The sequence below is a fragment of the Aquaspirillum sp. LM1 genome, assembly GCF_002002905.1.
Classification (GTDB): domain Bacteria; phylum Pseudomonadota; class Gammaproteobacteria; order Burkholderiales; family Aquaspirillaceae; genus Rivihabitans.
This window is the reverse complement of the sequence record NZ_CP019509.1, coordinates 449,583-468,034: the sequence shown is the minus strand read 5'-3', so window position 1 is coordinate 468,034 and position 18,452 is coordinate 449,583. Positions and strand designations below refer to the sequence as shown.

18 protein-coding genes are annotated in these 18,452 nt (G+C 62.0%); 5 read left to right on the top strand and 13 right to left on the bottom strand.

Features of this window, described 5'->3' with window-relative positions; all coding sequences use genetic code 11:
* Nucleotides 1-24 precede the first annotated feature (24 nt).
* The 6 genes from guaA to BXU06_RS02125 all read right to left on the bottom strand — a co-directional run bounded on the left by guaA (nucleotide 25) and on the right by BXU06_RS02125 (nucleotide 4,596).
* Entirely contained in the window at nucleotides 25-1,602 is a 1,578-nt protein-coding gene (gene guaA, locus BXU06_RS02150) for a glutamine-hydrolyzing GMP synthase (protein WP_077296382.1), read from the bottom strand.
* A gap of 48 nt (nucleotides 1,603-1,650) precedes the next feature.
* Nucleotides 1,651-1,983, bottom strand: coding sequence for a hypothetical protein (locus BXU06_RS02145; protein WP_077296380.1), 333 nt, complete (start codon nucleotides 1,981-1,983; stop codon nucleotides 1,651-1,653).
* A gap of 4 nt (nucleotides 1,984-1,987) precedes the next feature.
* Complete coding sequence (smpB, locus tag BXU06_RS02140; RefSeq protein ID WP_077296378.1) at nucleotides 1,988-2,437, bottom strand: SsrA-binding protein SmpB; 450 nt, start codon at nucleotides 2,435-2,437, stop codon at nucleotides 1,988-1,990.
* Between the two features lie 144 nt (nucleotides 2,438-2,581).
* Complete coding sequence (gene mtgA, locus BXU06_RS02135; RefSeq protein ID WP_077296376.1) at nucleotides 2,582-3,274, bottom strand: monofunctional biosynthetic peptidoglycan transglycosylase; 693 nt, start codon at nucleotides 3,272-3,274, stop codon at nucleotides 2,582-2,584.
* Complete coding sequence (gene aroE, locus BXU06_RS02130; protein ID WP_077296374.1) at nucleotides 3,271-4,092, bottom strand: shikimate dehydrogenase; 822 nt, start codon at nucleotides 4,090-4,092, stop codon at nucleotides 3,271-3,273. Before aroE ends, mtgA begins: the two co-directional genes overlap by 4 nt.
* 51 nt (nucleotides 4,093-4,143) lie before the next feature.
* Nucleotides 4,144-4,596: a rhodanese-like domain-containing protein gene (locus BXU06_RS02125; protein WP_077296372.1), complete on the bottom strand. Its 453-nt coding sequence runs from the start codon at nucleotides 4,594-4,596 to the stop codon at nucleotides 4,144-4,146.
* Between the two features lie 334 nt (nucleotides 4,597-4,930).
* Here BXU06_RS02125 and glnA point away from each other — a divergent pair, with 334 nt between their 5' ends.
* The 4 genes from glnA to ntrC all read left to right on the top strand — a co-directional run bounded on the left by glnA (nucleotide 4,931) and on the right by ntrC (nucleotide 9,847).
* Nucleotides 4,931-6,340 (top strand): type I glutamate--ammonia ligase, encoded by a 1,410-nt coding sequence (glnA, locus tag BXU06_RS02120; RefSeq protein WP_077296370.1) that lies wholly within the window; start codon nucleotides 4,931-4,933, stop codon nucleotides 6,338-6,340.
* A gap of 175 nt (nucleotides 6,341-6,515) precedes the next feature.
* The gene (locus BXU06_RS02115) at nucleotides 6,516-7,037 is read left to right on the top strand and encodes a DUF4124 domain-containing protein (RefSeq protein WP_171982082.1); all 522 of its coding nucleotides are present in this window, start codon (nucleotides 6,516-6,518) and stop codon (nucleotides 7,035-7,037) included.
* 336 nt (nucleotides 7,038-7,373) lie between these two features.
* Nucleotides 7,374-8,429, top strand: coding sequence for a nitrogen regulation protein NR(II) (gene glnL, locus BXU06_RS02110; protein ID WP_077296366.1), 1,056 nt, complete (start codon nucleotides 7,374-7,376; stop codon nucleotides 8,427-8,429).
* Nucleotides 8,426-9,847, top strand: coding sequence for a nitrogen regulation protein NR(I) (gene ntrC / locus BXU06_RS02105; RefSeq protein WP_077296364.1), 1,422 nt, complete (start codon nucleotides 8,426-8,428; stop codon nucleotides 9,845-9,847). Before glnL ends, ntrC begins: the two co-directional genes overlap by 4 nt.
* A 236-nt stretch (nucleotides 9,848-10,083) precedes the next feature.
* Here ntrC and BXU06_RS02100 read toward each other — a convergent pair whose 3' ends face one another.
* A complete protein-coding gene (locus tag BXU06_RS02100; protein ID WP_077296362.1) occupies nucleotides 10,084-10,677 on the bottom strand; it encodes a PAS domain-containing protein in 594 nt (197 codons plus the stop codon).
* Nucleotides 10,678-11,022: 345 nt separating this feature from the next.
* Between BXU06_RS02100 and BXU06_RS02095 the strand changes: the two genes are divergently transcribed.
* Nucleotides 11,023-11,454: a thioesterase family protein gene (locus BXU06_RS02095; RefSeq protein ID WP_077296360.1), complete on the top strand. Its 432-nt coding sequence runs from the start codon at nucleotides 11,023-11,025 to the stop codon at nucleotides 11,452-11,454.
* Between the two features lie 1,132 nt (nucleotides 11,455-12,586).
* Here the strand turns inward: BXU06_RS02095 and pabC are convergent.
* The 6 genes from pabC to fabD all read right to left on the bottom strand — a co-directional run bounded on the left by pabC (nucleotide 12,587) and on the right by fabD (nucleotide 18,384).
* Complete coding sequence (gene pabC / locus BXU06_RS02090; RefSeq protein ID WP_077296358.1) at nucleotides 12,587-13,399, bottom strand: aminodeoxychorismate lyase; 813 nt, start codon at nucleotides 13,397-13,399, stop codon at nucleotides 12,587-12,589.
* 131 nt (nucleotides 13,400-13,530) lie between these two features.
* Nucleotides 13,531-14,817, bottom strand: coding sequence for an aminodeoxychorismate synthase component I (locus BXU06_RS02085; protein ID WP_077302580.1), 1,287 nt, complete (start codon nucleotides 14,815-14,817; stop codon nucleotides 13,531-13,533).
* Between the two features lie 83 nt (nucleotides 14,818-14,900).
* Nucleotides 14,901-16,139, bottom strand: a complete 1,239-nt coding sequence (gene fabF / locus BXU06_RS02080; RefSeq protein ID WP_077296356.1) for a beta-ketoacyl-ACP synthase II — start codon at nucleotides 16,137-16,139, stop codon at nucleotides 14,901-14,903.
* Nucleotides 16,140-16,278: 139 nt separating this feature from the next.
* Entirely contained in the window at nucleotides 16,279-16,515 is a 237-nt protein-coding gene (acpP, locus tag BXU06_RS02075; protein ID WP_077296354.1) for an acyl carrier protein, read from the bottom strand.
* A gap of 175 nt (nucleotides 16,516-16,690) precedes the next feature.
* A complete protein-coding gene (gene fabG / locus BXU06_RS02070) occupies nucleotides 16,691-17,431 on the bottom strand; it encodes a 3-oxoacyl-ACP reductase FabG (RefSeq protein ID WP_077296352.1) in 741 nt (246 codons plus the stop codon).
* A 23-nt stretch (nucleotides 17,432-17,454) separates the two neighbouring features.
* Nucleotides 17,455-18,384, bottom strand: a complete 930-nt coding sequence (gene fabD, locus BXU06_RS02065; RefSeq protein ID WP_077296350.1) for an ACP S-malonyltransferase — start codon at nucleotides 18,382-18,384, stop codon at nucleotides 17,455-17,457.
* Nucleotides 18,385-18,452 lie beyond the last annotated feature (68 nt).

Genomic DNA, 18,452 nt, shown 5'->3' with positions numbered 1-18,452 from the left:
GCGGCGCAGCAAAAACTGACTCTCTCACTCCCACTCAATCGTCGCCGGCGGCTTGCCCGACACGTCGTACACCACACGATTAATCCCGCGCACTTCATTGATAATCCGGTTGGAGGTGCGGCCCAGGAGGCTATAGGGCAGTTCGGCCCAGTGGGCGGTCATGAAGTCGCTGGTGACCACGGCGCGCAGCGCCACCACCCATTCGTAGGTGCGGCCATCGCCCATCACGCCCACCGATTTCACCGGCAGGAACACGGCAAACGCCTGGCTGGTGAGGTCGTACCAACTCTTGCCGCTGGCTTCGTCGATGGTGTTGCGCAGTTCTTCGATAAAGATTGCGTCGGCGCGTTGCAGCAGGCTGGCGTATTCGGCCTTCACTTCGCCGAGGATGCGCACGCCCAGGCCGGGGCCGGGGAAGGGGTGGCGGTAGACCATTTCGTGCGGCAGGCCCAGCGCCACGCCCAGCTCGCGCACTTCGTCCTTGAACAGCTCGCGCAGCGGCTCCAGCAGTTTCAGGTTCAGCGTTTCCGGCAGGCCGCCCACATTGTGGTGGCTCTTGATGGTGTGGGCTTTTTTGGTTTTGGCACCAGCGGATTCGATCACGTCCGGGTAAATGGTGCCTTGCGCCAGCCATTTGGCGTTGGTCAGCTTTTTCGATTCGGCCTGGAACACTTCAACGAATTCGGCACCGATGATCTTGCGCTTTTTCTCCGGGTCGGTTTCGCCGGCCAGCTTGCCCATGAATTCCACGCTGGCATCGACGTGCACCACTTTCACGCCCAGGTTGCGGGCGAACATGTCCATCACCATCTGGCCTTCGTTCAGGCGCAGCAGGCCGTGATCGACAAACACGCAGGTGAGCTGCTCGCCGATGGCGCGGTGAATCAGCGCGGCGGCCACCGAGCTGTCCACGCCGCCAGACAAGCCAAGAATCACTTCTTCGTCGCCGACTTGTTCACGGATTTTTTTCACCGCTTCGTCGATGTAGTTGGGCATGGTCCACGACGGCGCGGCGCCGGCGATGGTCAGCACAAAGCGGTGCAGGATGTCGGTGCCGCGCTTGGTGTGGGTCACTTCCGGGTGGAACTGCACGGCGTAAAAACCGCGCGCCTCGTCGGCCATGGCGGCAATCGGGCAGGACGGGGTTTCGGCAATCAGGGTAAAGCCTTCCGGCAGGGCGGTAACTTTGTCGCCATGGCTCATCCACACATCCAGCAGGCCATGCCCTTCGGCGTTGCTGCGGTCTTGCAGGCCGTTGAACAGCTTGGAGTGGCCACGGGCGCGGATTTCGGCGTAGCCGAATTCGCGGGTGTCGCCGGATTCCACCTTGCCGCCCAGGGTTTGCGCCATCCACTGCATGCCGTAGCAGATGCCCAGCACCGGCACGCCCAGGCTAAACAGCGCCGGGTCGGCCTGGTAGTCGGATTCGTACACCGAGTTGGGGCCGCCCGAGAGGATGATTGCCTTGGGGTTGAAGGCGCGGATGGCGTCGATGGACATGTCGTAGGGGTGCAGTTCGCAATAGACATGCGCCTCGCGCACGCGGCGGGCAATCAGCTGCGCCACTTGCGAGCCAAAGTCGAGAATGAGGATTTTGTCCATGGAGCTCTTTCAGGGGGGCCGGCGGGTGCGCGGCCAGTTCAGTCGGGGTTAATCGGGGGCGCGGCGGCGGCGCTCCGGCACGCTGGGGCTGCGCGCCCCCAGCAGCAGCAGGCCCAGCAGCACCATGCCGCATGAGGCCCACACGCTGAAGGGCAGGCCAAAGCGGTCCAGGCCGTATACGGCCAGGGCGGCAAAGCCAAGCATGGGCGTGGCCACCAGGGTGGATTTGTTCAGGCCATCCAGCAGCAGCAGCACCAGCCCGGCGCAAGCCAGGCCCAGCGCCAGCAGGCTGCGGGTATTGGGCAGCAGTTCGGTGCTGTGCAGGAACCACAGCACCCCCAGGGTAATCAGCAGAATCGGAAAGGTTGCGCTGCGTTGCATGGCGTTACCGCACGTTGTGTTTCATCAGGCGTTGTTTTTCCCGCTCCCACTCGCGGTTTTTTTCGGTTTCGCGTTTGTCGTGCTGCTTTTTGCCCTTGGCCAGGCCCATTTCCAGCTTGACCCAGCCGTTGCGGTAATGCAGGTCCAGTGCGGCCAGGGTGTAACCGGAGCGTTCAACCTTGCCAATCAGTTTTTCGACCTGATTGGCCTTGAGCAGCAGCTTGCGGATGCGGGTTGGGTCGGGGTGAACGTGGGTGGAGGCGGTCGGCAGCGGCGAGATATGGCAGCCAATCAGCCAGATGGCACCTTGCTTGACGATCACATAGGATTCTTTCAGCTGCACACGCCCGGCGCGGATGGATTTGACTTCCCAGCCTTCCAGCACCATGCCGGCTTCAAATTTCTCTTCGATGAAGAAGTCGTGGTAGGCTTTTTTGTTCTGGATGATGCTCATGACGCCCCCGTGAGTGAATCAAGTATTTTAGCAGATCATCGCCCATGACCAAACCAGCCTGGATTGGCCGATGGTGCCGGCCTGGCAAGGTGAACCGCCCTTCAAGGTCGGGGCGGGTGGCACGTCGCATTCAAATGGCGTGCGCTACCGTGGCACATCGGCATACGCCATCCGCCGGACAATAATCGCCGCCTTGCGTGCCAGACGACGGTCGTTGGGGTGATGGTCGTAATAGCGCGGATTGGGCACCATCGCCGCCAGCCGGGCCGCCTGTGGTGCAGACAGGCGCGCGGCGCTGGTGCGAAAGTAATGGCGGGCAGCCGCTTCGGCACCAAAAATGCCATCGCCCCATTCGATCACGTTCAGATAAATCTCGAAAATGCGCCGCTTGTCCATCACCGCTTCCAGCATCACGGTGACCACGGCTTCCTGTCCCTTGCGCCACGGGGTGCGTTGCGAGGACAGGAACAGGTTTTTCGCCAGCTGCTGGCTGATGGTCGAGCCGCCGGCGACAATGCGCCCCTTGGCCAGATTTTTTTCCCAGGCGGCCTGAATGCCTTCCCAGTCAAATCCCTCGTGCTCAAGAAACTTGGCATCCTCGCTGGCCACCAGCGCACGCTTGAGCTGCGGTGAAATGGCCTCGTAGGCCACCCACTGATGCTGCAGCACCGCCTCGCCGGTTTCGCTTTCCAGCCGCGCCTGCTGTTCGGACATGAATGCCGTCATCGACGGGTTATTCCATTGCCAGTAGACAATCCAGCCCAGCATCCACAGCTGGTAAAGCAGAATCAGCCCGAGCAGGGCCAGGGCAAACTGCCCCAGCCGCCGCCATGTCAACTCAGCACCTCGCGCAGAATGCCCATCACCCGGCGGGTTTCCGGCTTGACGCCGCGCCAGATGAAGAACGATTCAGCCGCCTGTTCCACCAGCATGCCCAGGCCGTCGGCCAGCACAGCGGCTTTTTCCTGCTGGCCACGCTTGAGGAACGGGGTCAGGCCGGCGCTGTACACCATGTCGTAGGCCAGTGCATCCGGGGCAAACACACCATGCGGAATCGGCGGCAGTTCGTCGTGAAGGCTGGTCGAGGTGCCATTGATGATGATGTCGAACTGCTCACCGGCCAGTTCGGGATAGCCCACGCCATCCACGGTGCCATATGGGGCAAACTGGGCTGCCAGCGCCTGGGCTTTTTCTACCGTGCGGTTGGCCACGGTCAGGCGCAGCGGTTTTTCTTCCAGCAGCGGCAGCAGCACACCACGCACCGCACCGCCAGCGCCCAGCACCAGCACGCGCTTGCCGGCAATGGGCATGTCCAGGTTTTCCACGATGTCGCGCACCAGGCCTACGCCATCGGTGTTGTCACCGTACACCACGCCGTCCTTGAAGGTCAGGGTGTTCACCGCTTCGGACACGCTGGCGCGGAAAGTCAGCTGGTTGGCCAGGCGGAAAGCGTCGCCCTTGAATGGCAGGGTGATGTTCAACCCCTTGCCCCCCTGACCGACAAAGTCGTTGGCCACGCGGTCAAACCCGTCCAGCGGCGCGTACAGGCGGTCGTAAGCCAGGTTCTGGCCGGTCTGCTTGGCAAATTCACTGTGAATCAGCGGCGACTGGCTATGGGAGATGGGGTTGCCGATGACGGCATATTGGTCAGTCATGATGGCGCACTTCAACAGGTAGGTAAAAAAACAGAAGGGGAGATCATAGCCTCAACCCTGGTTCCATGGCAGCCCGGCGGCTTGCCAGCCATTGAGCCGGCCCCGCTGGCCATCGGCGTCGCGGTCGCCCTCGAAGCCTTCGAGAATATTGTAACAGTGGCTGAATCCGGCTGCCGTGGCGGCCACGGCAGCATCGTGCGAGCGTGCGCCAGAGCGGCACAGAAACAGCACATGCGCCTGTGCGGGCACCTGCGCCTGCAGTTGGGCCAGAAAGGCCGGGTTGGGCTGCATGCCGGGAAAGCTTTTCCATTCGATCTGCACCGCATTGGCCACGCCGCCGACGAATGTCCATTCTGCCTGGGTGCGCACATCCACCAGCACGGCACCGGGCAACTGCTGCAACAGAACGAAGGCTTCTTCCGGGGTCAGCGCGCCAGCATACGGCAGCTGGGCAGTCTGCGTCCGCTGCTGGGCGCGCTGCAGCACATCAGCGATAGTCGTCATGGCTTTCTCCAAGTGGGGCCACCTGCCCTGGCAGGTGGCAAAGCGTCGGGTTTCAGACAATGGCAATGATTATGTCAAAGCCTGCGCCCCCCGGCTACGCCAAAACATGGTGCGAAGGCAAGGTACATTGCGCCAATATGAAGCACAAACCCACAAAACGCACCGTTTTGGTGCAGAAACACAAATATGACGCTACTTAAAGCCTTATGGCAGAATGTCTGTGTCGCGCATCTATACATGGCATGTTTTCTGCTATCCTCACTGCGACTTGTCTGGCACGATCCAGACATGGATAAAACCAGATTTACGCTCACACGTCTTCATGGAGAGAATTATGGCGGTTGCTGACGTTTTGAAAATGATCAAGGACAACGGCGTCAAGTTTGTTGACCTGCGTTTCACCGATACCCGTGGCAAAGAACAGCACGTCACCGTGCCGTCCCATGTGGTGGACGAAGAATGGTTCGAAAATGGCCACGCATTTGATGGTTCCTCCATCGCTGGCTGGAAGGGCATTCAGGCTTCCGACATGCTGCTGGCCCCGGATGCCAACACCGCCAACCTCGACCCGTTCTTTGACGAGCCGACCGTGTTCATGACCTGCGACGTGATCGAACCGTCCGACGGCAAGGGCTACGACCGTGACCCGCGCTCCATCGCCAAGCGCGCTGAAGCCTACCTGAAAGCCTCCGGCCTGGGCGACACCGCCTTCTTTGGTCCGGAACCGGAATTCTTCATTTTCGACAGCATCCGCTTTGGCGCCGACATGTCTGGCTGCTTTGTGGAAATCGAATCCGAAGAAGGTGCCTGGTCTTCTGCCAAGAAATATGAAAACGGCAACACCGGCCACCGTCCGGGCGTGAAGGGCGGCTACTTCCCGGTTCCGCCGGTTGACAGCCTGCACGACATCCGCGCCCAAATGGTGCTGGTGCTGGAAGAACTGGGTATCCCGGTTGAAGTGTTCCACCACGAAGTGGCTACCGCCGGCCAGTGCGAAATCGGCACCAAGTTCTCCACCCTGGTGGAGCGTGCTGACTGGACGCAAACCCTGAAGTACGTGGTGCAGAACGTGGCTCACCAGTACGGCAAGACCGCCACCTTCATGCCGAAGCCGATCGTTGGCGACAACGGTTCGGGCATGCACGTTCACCAGTCCATCTGGAAAGACGGCAAGAACCTGTTCGCTGGCACCGCTTACGCCGGCCTGTCGGAAACCGCGCTGTACTACATTGGCGGCATCATCAAGCACGCCAAGGCGCTGAACGCCATCACCAACCCGGGCACCAACTCGTACAAGCGCCTGGTGCCGCATTACGAAGCCCCGGTGAAACTGGCTTACTCGGCCAAGAACCGTTCCGCCTCGATCCGCATCCCGCATGTGGCATCCGACAAGGGCCGTCGTATCGAAACCCGCTTCCCGGATCCGCTGGCCAACCCGTACCTGTGCTTCTCCGCACTGATGATGGCTGGTCTGGACGGCATCCAGAACAAGATCCACCCGGGCGACCCGGCTGACAAGAACCTGTACGACCTGCCGCCGGAAGAAGACAAGCTGATTCCGACCGTGTGTGCCAGCCTGGAAGAAGCCCTGGCTGCGCTGGACGCAGACCGCGAGTTCCTGACCCGTGGCGGCGTGTTCAGCAACGACTTCATCGACGCTTACATCGAGCTGAAGATGGACGAAGTGAACAAGACCCGGATGACCGCCCACCCGGTGGAATTCCAGATGTACTACAGCCTGTAATTGCTGCCCTGCCGCTGGCAGGCAAGCATGATGGCAAAAACCCCGCAAGGTCGGCTGACCGTGCGGGGTTTTTCATGTGCACACAGCCCGAAAAATGCCAGCAACACCACCCCATTCCAGCTCATCGGCGTGTCCTGGCTTTTTGTTTTTCTCCGGAACTGGGTATCATGAGCACATGACCGGCTTTCGCTTTGTCCTTCGTCTGCTGACCGTGCTGCTGGCCTGCCTGGCCAGACCGGCGCTGGCCAATGCCCCCATCTACAAATACGTGGATGCCTACGGCAATGTCACCTACTCCAATATCCCGGTGCCCGGTGCCAAACGCAGCACCCTGCCGCCAGTACAGATCAATCCATACACCCCGCCATCGGCCCTGCTGCAAAATCGCGATGGTGCCTCACGGATCACCGTCCGCCCCCAGGCCAGCCCGGATCCACGCGGCAGCACGCCACCCAGCCCCGGCGGCTACCCGGTGATCGACAGCGCCACCCAGCGCCAGCGTGACACTGGCCGGGCGCGCATCCTGCAGGAAGAACTGAATAACGAACAAAAAGCCCTGAGCAACGCCCGGCGCATGCTGAAAGAAACCGAACAGCATGCCAAGCCAGACTCGGCGCTGCTGCGCGGCCTGCGTGACGCGGTGACCGAGCGGGAAAAAAACATCACCGCCCTGCAACGCGAAATCAGCCGGCGCTAACCCCCAACTGGGGGCCAGATTGGGTCAATACCGCCAGTTTGTTTATTTTTTTAAACATTCACCCACCCTACGCTGCCGTGCCAATGCCTCACTGTTGCGCATGCCATCATCACGCCCCCGAAAAATGCGCCTCCCTGGGCCGGGTTTTCCGGTTTTTTGCCAGCTGATGCCCTACTATTGTGCATAGCATTGGCATTCTCAGCAGCAAGCCCCATTCCCGGCGCATGGCGCACCGTTTTGGGCTGGCTCGCTTATTGCTAATCTGGCCTGAGCGATTCAACGGCCTGACCCTGGCCGTGTCGTTTTTCCGACTAACGCACCCAAGCCCTGTCCGCCATGCCCGATACCGCCTTTGCCGGCCTAGAACTGTTGGAAACCGCCACGCTGGCTGTCAGCCGCGACGGCAGCATCCGCTACGTCAACCCGGCCTGCGAAAATCTGCTGGCCCTGAGTCAGAAAGAACTGCTCAAACACACGCTGTCCACCCTGTTCATCGATGGCCGCGCCCTGGTGGCCGGCCTGCGCGCTGCGGTGGCGCACGATGTCAGCTTTACCGAACACGACCTGTCGCTGACCACGCTGAACCAGATTGTGCTGCAGGTGATCTGCACGCTCACCCCGATCAATGTGGCCGGCTGCGCGGCGCTGATTGAACTGCGCCCGATTGAACAGCAGCTGAAAATTGCCAATGAAGAACGCCTGCTGATCCAGCAAGCCGCCAACCGCGAGCTGATCCGCAACCTGGCGCATGAAATCAAGAACCCGCTGGGCGGGATTCGCGGCGCAGCACAGCTGCTGGCACACGAGCTGGCCGACCGGCCCGAGCTGAAAGAATACCTGGATGTGATCACCCACGAGGCGGTGCGCCTGCAGCAGCTGCTCGACCGCCTGCTCGCCCCCAACCGCAAGCACATCCTGGGCGAAGTGAATGTTCACGAAGTGCTGGAGCGGGTGCGCAGTGTGGCGTTGGCCGAGTACCCGCAAGGCATTTCCATCCGCCGCGACTACGACACCAGCCTGCCGCCGCTGACCGCCGACAAGGAGCAGCTGATTCAGGTGGTGCTCAATATCATGCGCAATGCCATCCAGGCCATGCACGGGCGCGGCCAGATCGTGCTGCGCACCCGGGTGGCCCGCCAGGTCACCCTGGCGCGCAAACGCTACCAGCTGGCCATGCTGCTGCAGATCATCGATAACGGCCCCGGCATTCCAGCTGAGCTGAAAGACCACATCTTTTATCCGCTGGTCACTGGCCGCGCCGAAGGCACCGGCCTGGGGCTGACCATCGCGCAAACCTATGTCCACCAGCATGGCGGCACCGTGGAATTCGACTCGCGCCCCGGCCACACCTGCTTTACCGTGCTGCTGCCCTTTGGAGACAAAAAAGCATGACGCCATCCGTCTGGATCATCGACGACGACAAGTCCATCCGCTGGGTGCTGGAAAAGGCGCTGACCCGCGCCAGCATCAGTTACGCCAGCTTCACCAACGCCGACGATGCGCTTAACGCGATGTATGACAGCCTGCCCAAGGTCATCCTCAGCGACATCCGCATGCCCGGTACCGATGGGCTGAAATTTCTGGCCACGGTCAAGGCAGAACACCCCACCTTGCCGGTGATCGTGATGACCGCCCACTCCGACCTGGATTCCGCCGTGGCGGCCTTCCAGGGTGGCGCGTTTGAATACCTGCCCAAGCCCTTCGACGTGGATCAGGCGGTGCAGCTGGTCGAGCGTGCGCTGGGCGAGGCCGAACGCGACAATGCCGGCCCGGACGCCATGGACGCCACCCCGGTGATGCTGGGCCAGGCCCCGGCCATGCAGGATGTGTTCCGCGCCATTGGCCGGCTGTCACAGTCGTCGGTTACCGTACTGATTACCGGCGAATCCGGCAGCGGCAAGGAACTGGTGGCGCATGCGCTGCACCGCCACTCCAACCGTGCGGCCAAGTCATTCATCGCCATCAACACCGCCGCGATTCCGCGCGACCTGCTGGAGTCCGAGCTGTTTGGCCATGAACGCGGCTCGTTTACCGGTGCCACCACCCAGCGCCGTGGCCGCTTTGAAGAAGCCGAAGGCGGCACGCTGTTTCTGGACGAAATTGGCGACATGCCCACCGAGCTGCAAACCCGCCTGCTGCGCGTGCTGTCCGACGGGTTTTTCTATCGGGTGGGCGGCCACCAGCCGATCAAGGCCAATGTGCGGGTGATTGCCGCCACCCACCAGAATCTGGAAGACCGGGTCAAGCAGGGGCTGTTCCGCGAGGATTTGTTTCACCGGCTGAACGTGATTCGCCTGCGCCTGCCGCCCCTGCGCGAACGCCAGGAAGACGTGCCGCTGCTGGCCCGCCATTTCCTGTTCAAGAGCGCGCAGCAACTGGGCGTCGAACCCAAGCGCCTGTCCGATGGGGCGATGGACATGCTCAAGGTCTATCCCTTCTCCGGCAATGTGCGCCAGCTGGAAAACATCTGCCACTGGCTGACGGTCATGGCTCCCGGCCAGACCATCGAACCGGGCGATTTGCCGCCGGAAATGAAAGAAGCACCGCAGGCCAGCCCAAATGGCATGCCCAGCGGTGATTGGGTGAGCGCGCTGGAACATCTGGCCGATCAGCGGCTCAAGCGCGGCGAAATCGGCATTATCGACAGCCTGACCCATCAGTTTGAAGCCGCGCTGATCAAAACCGCACTGGCGCATACCGGTGGCCGCCGGGTGGAAGCCGCCCACCTGCTAGGTCTGGGCCGCAACACCCTGACCCGCAAGATTCAGGAACTGGGCATCGACGGTGCCCGCGAAGACGACAGCGTTTAGCGCCACTCACCACACCCTCCTGGCGTTGTTGCGTGACCTTGCCGTCCTGTTTGTACTGTCTGCGGTCACGCGCCTAGCCAGAACCGCTGCGCTGCATGTTGTGAGCGGCTCTCTCTTGCCGGCACACTGACCCACGCTGCCGCCACGCCTGTTGCAGGCCCTGGCGGCAGTGTGGGCCGCTACAGCGACTGCTCGAAATGCCCGACCAGCGCCGTGTGGCGCATCTGTCGCAGCGACTAGCGCACGCTCAATGTCATCCAGACGCCGGCCAGCAATGCCAGGCCATTGAGCAGCGCCACCCCCAGCCAGCTCGAGGGGGTCAGCATGCTGAACAGCACCGCCAGCAGCAAACAGCCCACCATGCCACCGCCCACACTGAGCAGCGATGGCGTCCACGGCTGACGGGTGGCCGGAAAAGCCGCCAGGCCCTGACGAATCTCGGCGTACAAGCGCTCGGCATCCGCCACTTCATTGCGCTTGGGCGCGGTGCGCACCGACATATAGCCCACATGCTGGCCCTGCTCGAACACCGGGGTGACGTAGGCCTCCACCCAGTAAAAATCGCCAGACTTGGTCCGGTTTTTCACCATCCCGCGCCAGGGCTTGCCCTCGGCCAGGGTGCGCCATAAATCGGCAAATGCCTGCTTGGGCATGTCCGGGTGGCGGACAATATTGTGCGGCTGGCCAATCAGTTCCGCCGCGCTGAAGCCGCTGATGGCAATAAACGCCGGGTTGGCGTAGACAATGCTGCCACGTAGATCGGTGCGGGTGACAATCGGCTGTCGAGGGTCGAGAAACACTTCGACCGGTGCAAGCTGGGGGTGGCGCATGGGCAGGATTCCTGCTGGGTAAGGATGCGCCATCAGAGCACGCCAATATGTCAGCTAATTCATCCTGCGGAGGATTGGTGTCGCCCAGCCGCGCCAACGGCGCAGAACACACCGGGCAAACAGACATAAACCATCGCTTTATCTCGTTAATTACGCAAATTTAACTACATATTGACCGGTTTTTTCCTGTGCTTGCCCAGTAAAGCCCATTTGTCCATCACCCATCCAGAGATATAAAACTGTCGTATTTTCACCACGCCAACTGGCTGGACAAAGCCGCATCAGCCCGGCACAGTGACGTCGAAGCGCACAAAACAATCAAATTATTGGCAAGGAGATGGATCAATGGACAAACACTACCCGCAGATTGGCAGCGAAACGCTCACCCTGCGCTGGGGCGACATGGATGCCGTCGGGCATCTGAACAACACCCTGTATTTCCGACTGATGGAACAGGCACGCATCCAGTGGCTGGATCGCCTGGGCATGCCGATCACCCCGTCTGGCACCGGGCCGGTGATTGGCAGCACCGGCTGTGTGTTCAAGCAGCAGATCACCTACCCGGCTGAGGTGGAAATTACCCTGGAAGTGGAAAAACTGGGCCGCAGCAGCCTGCGTTTGCGCCACCATTTTTATGTCAATGGCCAGCATGACAAGGCGTATGCGGTAGGCGAAGTGGCGCTGGTGTGGGTGGATTATTCCACTGGCAAATCGATTCCGGTGCCCGAGCCAATTCGCGCGCTGGTGCTGGAGGCTGGCTATGTGGAAGCCCAGTAGCGGACACATAAGGGCGCTCCAGTAGTCATTCATCACGATATAAACTGATAGTCGGCGCGGATGCCCGACGTCAGCTCGCTCGCATGTGCCCTTGTGTTTCAAGGTGATGGGTGACCAGACCTTTTTCGGCATGAGCCTCACCTAGCTTGTCATTCCCGCGCAGGCGGGAACCCAGGCCGCGCCACATCGTGCGCCGTGGGGGTTAAGCGTGGCGTGGTGGTGGTGGAACTCGCACCTGCTGCACGCTGTGGATGCCTCTGGATTCCCGCCTGCGCGGGAATGACGGGGTGGGGGTGCGACGGGCGGTTTGCCGTGGAAAGGCAAGGCAAAGATTTGTTTTAACAGAACAAATAGAGATGCCTGACATAAGCTCGCTCACATATGCCCTTGCGTTTCAAGGTGATGGGTGATTAAACCTTTTTCGGCATGAGCCTCACCTGACGTGTCGTTCCCGCGCAGGCGGGAACCCAGGCCGTGCCACAGCGTGCGCCGTGGGCATTGAGCGTGGCGTGGTGGTGGTGGTGGTGAGAACTCGCACCTGCTGCACGCTGTGGATGCCTCTGGATTCCCGCCTTCGCGGGAATGACGGGGTGGGGGTGCGACGGGCGGTTTGCTGTGGAAAGGCAAGGCAAAGCTTTGTTTTAAAATAACAAATAGAGATACTCGACGTCAGCTCGCTCACATGTACCCTTGCGTTTCAAGGTGATGGGTGACCAGACCTCTTTCGGTATGAGCCCCACCTCACTTGTCGTTCCCGCGCAGGCGGGAACCCAGGCCGTGCCACATCGTGTGCCGTGGGCATTGAGCGTGGCGTGGTGGTCGTGAGAACTCGCATCTGCTGCACGCTGTAGATGCCCCGGGATTCCCGCCGGCGCGGGAATGACGGGGTGGGGGTGCGGCGGGCGGTTCACTTTGGCAAGGCAAGGGTTTGTTTTAACAGAAATCAAACCGAGACGCCCGACGTCAGCTCGCTCGCATGTGCCCTTGTGTTTCAACGTGACTGAACTATTCGGAAAACGCTGAAAAAATCGTCACTCCAGCGAAAGCAGGAATCCAGAGGTTTGATTTTGCTGGGTTTTGCTTTTGGCAACAACGATTTTGCTGAATACATCAGCGCGTCCTTCGCATGTGCCTAACCCGCCTCGGCCCAGGCGCGGTTCAGTGCATCGGCAGCGGGAAACTGGCTCCAGCGCCGTTGCTGGTAGCGGGCAATCGGCCAGAAGCCAATCAGGCTGTTGCACAGCATGGCTTCATCCGCGGCCAGCACATCCGCCGGGCGCAACCGCCATTCGCGCACCTGATAGCCCAGGCTGCCGGCCACTTCCATCACCCAGGCCCGTGCTGCGCCGCTGACGCCGCAGCGGTCGAGTTGCGGGGTCAGCAGCTCGCGACCCCGACGGATCCACAAATTGCTCATCACGCCTTCAATCACCCAGCCTTCGCTGTCGCACAGCAGGCCCTCGGCATAGTCCGGTGGCGACCATTCACTGCGCGCCAGCACATTTTCCAGCCGGTTCAGATGCTTGACCCCGGCCAGCGCTGGCTGATGGCCCAGACGCAGGGCGCAGGCGTATACCGCCACGCCGTGCTGGTAGAACTCGGCGGCAGGCGGTATGCGCGGGCTGATCTGGATAATCCGGGTGGGCTGTGGCTGGGTCGGCGGCGCGTAACCACGCGGGCCAGCGCCCCGGGTGAGGGTCAGCTTGGCCACAGCGTCGGCCACGCCAGCGCTGGCAGCGGCCAGCTCGCCCAGCCACAACCCGGCATCCGGGCAGGGCAGGCGCAAGGCGGCGCAATCGGCCTGCAGCCGTGCCCAGTGCCAGCGCCACAGCAAGGGTGCGCCATCGCGCAGGCGCAGTGTGCGAAACAGGCCATCGCCATAGGCCAGGCCACGGTCGTCGGCATTCAGCTGTGTGGCCGGCAGGCCGTTGATCCAGGTCGACATTTTCCCTCCTTGGCGCAATCAGTCTGCCATGATGGACAGATAATGACCGAAGTTCAAGTCTGGCGCACGCCGTCCTGGCCGCCACGGCCATGCCAGTCGAGTCCCCCAGCGCGTGCCCCTCAGGCGGGGCCCTACTGGCCCAATGCCCGCAGCAGCCCACGCGCCTTGTGCCGGGTTTCCTGCAGTTCGCGTTCCGGGTCGGAATCCGCTACCACGCCGGCACCGGCGCGAAAACGCAGCTGGCTGCCGGTCTGCATGAAGGTGCGGATCAGGATATTGCTGTCCAGCGTGCCATCGTGGTTCAGATAACCCAGGCTGCCGGTGTAGGCGCGGCGCGGCGCGGTTTCCAGCTCGCGGATGATCTGCATGGTGCGCACCTTGGGGCAACCGGTGATGGTGCCGCCGGGAAACAGCGCGCGCATCACCTGTGCCGGGCTGACTTCCGGACGTTTACGGCCACGCACATTGGATTCAATATGGTGGACATAGCTGTAGCTGGCCACCGCCATCAGCTCGTTCACCTCCACGCTGCCCGGCTGGCAAATCCGCCCCAGGTCATTGCGCTCCAGGTCAATCAGCATAATGTGTTCGGCGCGCTCCTTGCTGCTGTCAATCAGCCGGCGACGCAGGGCGGCGTCTTCTGCCGGATCGGGTGAGCGCGGGTGCGTGCCGGCAATCGGGCGGGTATCTGCCCAGCCAGCCGCCACCCGCACCAGGCGCTCGGGCGAGGAGCTGACCACGGCGTGCTCACCCAAGTGCAGCAGGGCAGAAAACGGTGCCGGGTTGGCGCGGCGCAGGGCGGCAAACACTTCTGCCGGGGCATAAGGCTTGCTCAGGCTGACTTCCCACTGCCGCGACACATTCACCTGAAACACATCGCCTTCGCGGATATAGCGCTGGATGCGGCGCACCGCGTCGGTAAACACCAGCGGTGGGTCTTCTTCAATCAGTTCTACCTTGGGCTGGCGCGGATCGAATATCGGGGCGTCGGCCAGGCAGGCAATCAGCCGGTCGAGCAGCTCCGGGCGCTCGGCCATCAGCCAGGCGCTGGCGTCGGCCCGATTGACCAGAATCGCCGCCGGGATGCGCAGCAGCGCGCCCAGCGGAAAGTCGTCGTCCAGCGGCGCGGGTACGCTGGGTTCAAACTGGTTGAGCAGTTCGTAGCCCAGATAAAAAAACCAGCCACCGCGAAACGGCAGCGCCCCATCCGCCAGCCCGTCGCCCACGGGCAGTGCGGCCAGGTCGGCGTGCAGCTGCCCGGCCTCGGCCTGGCCGTAATGGCGCACGCTGTCAGGAAACGCGGCAAGGATGTCCCAGCCCTGGGCTCCGGCGGATTGCAGCAGGCAGGGAAACTGGTGCGGATTGGCGGCGGCCAGCGCAACCAGATCAGGTGTATGCGAAAGCGGAAGGGTATACATCAGAGTCCAGGACAGGGCGGGCAGAAAAAACAAAAACCGCCGTGAGCGTAGCACGGCGGTTTTGGCTGTCAAGCAACACGCGCTCAGACGCGTTTGAAAATCAGCGTGCCGTTGGTGCCGCCAAAGCCAAACGAGTTGGACAGGGCAACGTTGATCTTGGCGTCACGCGCGGTGTTCGGCACGTAGTCCAGATCGCAGCCTTCGCCCGGCTCATGCAGGTTGATGGTCGGCGGCAGGATCTGATGGTACACCGCCAGCGCCGAGAACAGGGCTTCAATCCCGCCAGCAGCACCCAGCAGGTGGCCGGTCATCGATTTGGTCGAGCTGACTGCCAGCTTGTAGGCATGGTCGCCAAAGCAGCGTTTCACTGCCACGGTTTCTGCCACATCGCCCAGCGGGGTGGAGGTGCCGTGGGCATTGACGTAGTCCACTTCGTCCGGGTTCATGCCGGCGTTTTTCAGCGCGTTTTTCATGCAGCGCATCGCGCCATCACCGTCTTCACACGGTGCGGTCATGTGATGGGCGTCGGAGCTCATGCCGTAACCCACCACTTCAGCGTAGATGGTGGCACCGCGCTGTTTGGCGTGTTCGTATTCTTCCAGCACCATCACCCCGGCACCTTCGCCCATGACAAAACCGTCACGGCCTGCATCCCATGGCCGGCTGGACGTTGCCGGGTCGTCGTTGCGGGTGGACAGCGCCTTGGCCGAGGAAAAACCGCCAATCGCCAGCGGGCAGATGGTGGCTTCGGTGCCGCCGGCTACCATCACGTCGGCATCGCCGTATTCAATCAGCCGGGCCGCGTCGCCAATCGAGTGGGTGGCAGTGGTGCAGGCCGACACAATGGCGTAGCTCGGGCCCTTGTAGCCAAACAGGATGGACAGGTTGCCCGACACCATATTGCTGATCGAGCCGGGAATGAAAAACGGCGAAATCTTGCGCGGGCCACCGGCCAGAAAGGCATTGTGGGTGTCTTCAATCATCGGCAGGCCGCCAATGCCGGAGCCGATGATCACGCCAATCCGCTCAGGGTCGATGTTGGCCTGCTCCAGCCCGGCGTCACGCACGGCCTGAATGCCGGCCGCCATGCCGTAATGGATGAAGGTATCCATGCGGCGGGCGTCCTTGGCGGGGATGTAGGCGGTCACGTCAAAGCCGCGCACTTCGCCCGCCACCTGGCAGGCCATGGCTTGCGGATCGAACTTGCTGATGCGGGTGATACCGGATTGGCCAGCAACAATGTTGGCCCAACCGGTAGCGACGTCGTTGCCGACCGGACTCACCAGGCCAAGGCCAGTGATGACGACTCTACGTCTTGCCAAGATGCACTCCTTAATGGGGACGAAACGGTGTGTTTGCGGGAACATGTGGCGGCACGCTCAAACAAAAACACCGGTTGGCGGCAGAAAGGACGGGAAACCCCGGAGGATTGCCCGCGCCTTTCGCACACCGTCTGCGTGATTATTCCTGATGGCCAGTCACGTAGTCGATGGCTTGCTGAACGGTGGTGATCTTTTCTGCGTCTTCGTCCGGAATCTCGCAGCCGAATTCTTCTTCCAGCGCCATCACCAGTTCGACGGTGTCGAGCGAGTCCGCGCCCAGATCGTCGACGAAGGAGGATTCGTTCTTCACTTCAGCTTCGTTCACGCCCAGTTGCTCGGCCACGATCTTCTTGACACGTGCTTCGATGTTTTCCATTTGTGTAAACCCTTGCCTTTCGTGTTGGGGTAACAAAAAACCCCGGCATTCTAACAAAAAAACCTGACAGCCACCTAGCGCCTCGTGTGAGACGCAGCCCGGCGCGTCAGCGGTAATGTGTTGCGATTTGCAGCGAACAGACGTTTCAGACGCCGGTTACACGGCAAAACCTGCGTCAGGGCATTAGCATGCCACCATTGACATGGATTGTCTGTCCGGTGATATACCTAGCCTGCTCAGAGGCCAAAAACGCCACAGCGTCGGCAATGTCCTGCGCCTCGCCCAGCCGGCCCAGGGCAATCTGCTGCACCAGGGCGGCGCGCTGGGCCTCTGGCAGGGCACGGGTCATGTCGGTGTCGATAAAGCCCGGTGCCACACTGTTGACGGTAATGCCACGGCTGCCCACTTCACGCGCCAGCGACTTGGAAAAGCCGATGATGGCCGCCTTGGCGGCTGCATAGTTGCACTGGCCAGGGTTGCCAGACACGCCCACCACCGAGGCAATGCTGATGATGCGACCGCTGCGCGCCTTCATCATGCCGCGCAGCACCGCCTTGGACAGGCGATACACCGACTTGAGGTTGGTATCCATGATGGCATCCCATTCCTCGTCTTTCATCCGCATCAGCAGCTGGTCGCGGGTGATCCCGGCATTATTGACCAGAATGGCTACCGGCCCAAACTGGCTTTCCACCTGGCCCATCAGCGCATCCACCGCCTCGGCACCGCCAGTGACATCAAACGCCACGCCCATGCCGCCCCACTGCGCCAGCCGCGCCTGAATGGCAGCAGCGCCGTCGGCGCGGGTGGCGGTGCCCACCACCTTGGCTCCGGCGGCAGCCAGGGTGTCGGCAATCGCCGCACCAATGCCACGGGAAGCGCCGGTGACCAGGGCCACCTGTCCGTTAAATTGCATAGTGTCTCCTGTTTTTAGTCAGATCAGCCGTTCAGGCTGCCCAGTGCGGCAGCCAGCGCGGCGTCATCGGTCAGCGCCAGCGTGCTCAGGCTGCTGTCAATGCGCTTGTTCAGCCCGGCCAGCACCTTGCCCGGCCCGCACTCGGCCTGCCGGATGACGCCATCGGCGGCCAGCTTGCGCACGGTTTCGGTCCAGCGCACCGGCGAATACAGCTGGCGCACCAGCGCATCGCGAATCTGCACCGGATCGGTGTAGCTGGCCACGTCGGCGTTATGCAGCACCGGCACGGTTGGCACGCTGATGGAAATGCCTTCCAGGGCGTCGGCCAGCTTCAGCGCGGCAGGCTTCATCAGCGCGCAGTGCGACGGTGCCGACACCGGCAACGGCAAGGCGCGCTTGGCACCGCGCGCCTTGCAGGCGGCAATCGCGCGCTCCACGGCAGCCAGGCTGCCGGCAATCACCACCTGGCCAGGCGCGTTGAAATTCACCGCCTCCACCACATCGCCCTGCGCTGCTTCGGTGCAGGCGGCAACAATATCGGCATCTTCCAGCCCCAGCACCGCAGCCATGGCACCGGTACCCACCGGCACCGCCGATTGCATGGCTTCGGCACGCAGGCGCACCAGGCGCACGGCGTCGTCAAAGTCCAGTGCATCCGCCGCCACCAGCGCGCTGTATTCGCCCAGGCTGTGCCCGGCCACCACGCTGGGCATGGCTCCGCCCAGCGCCAGCCAGGCGCGGAAGGTGGCTACCCCGGCAGCCAGCATCAGCGGCTGGGTGTTCACCGTCTGGTTGATGGTGTCGCTGCTGTCCGCCTTGAGCATGGCCCACAGGTCATCGCCCAGCGCCTCGCTGGCTTCGTCGAAGGTGTCCTTGACCACGGCGGCACTGAAGCCGTCCATCATGTTCAGGCTTTGCGAGCCCTGACCGGGAAACAGAAAAGCAAAAGTCATCTGCAGCGCTCCTTGGCGTCGGTGTGCACAGCCGACTGTGCATACATACGTTTGAAAACCAGTCATTC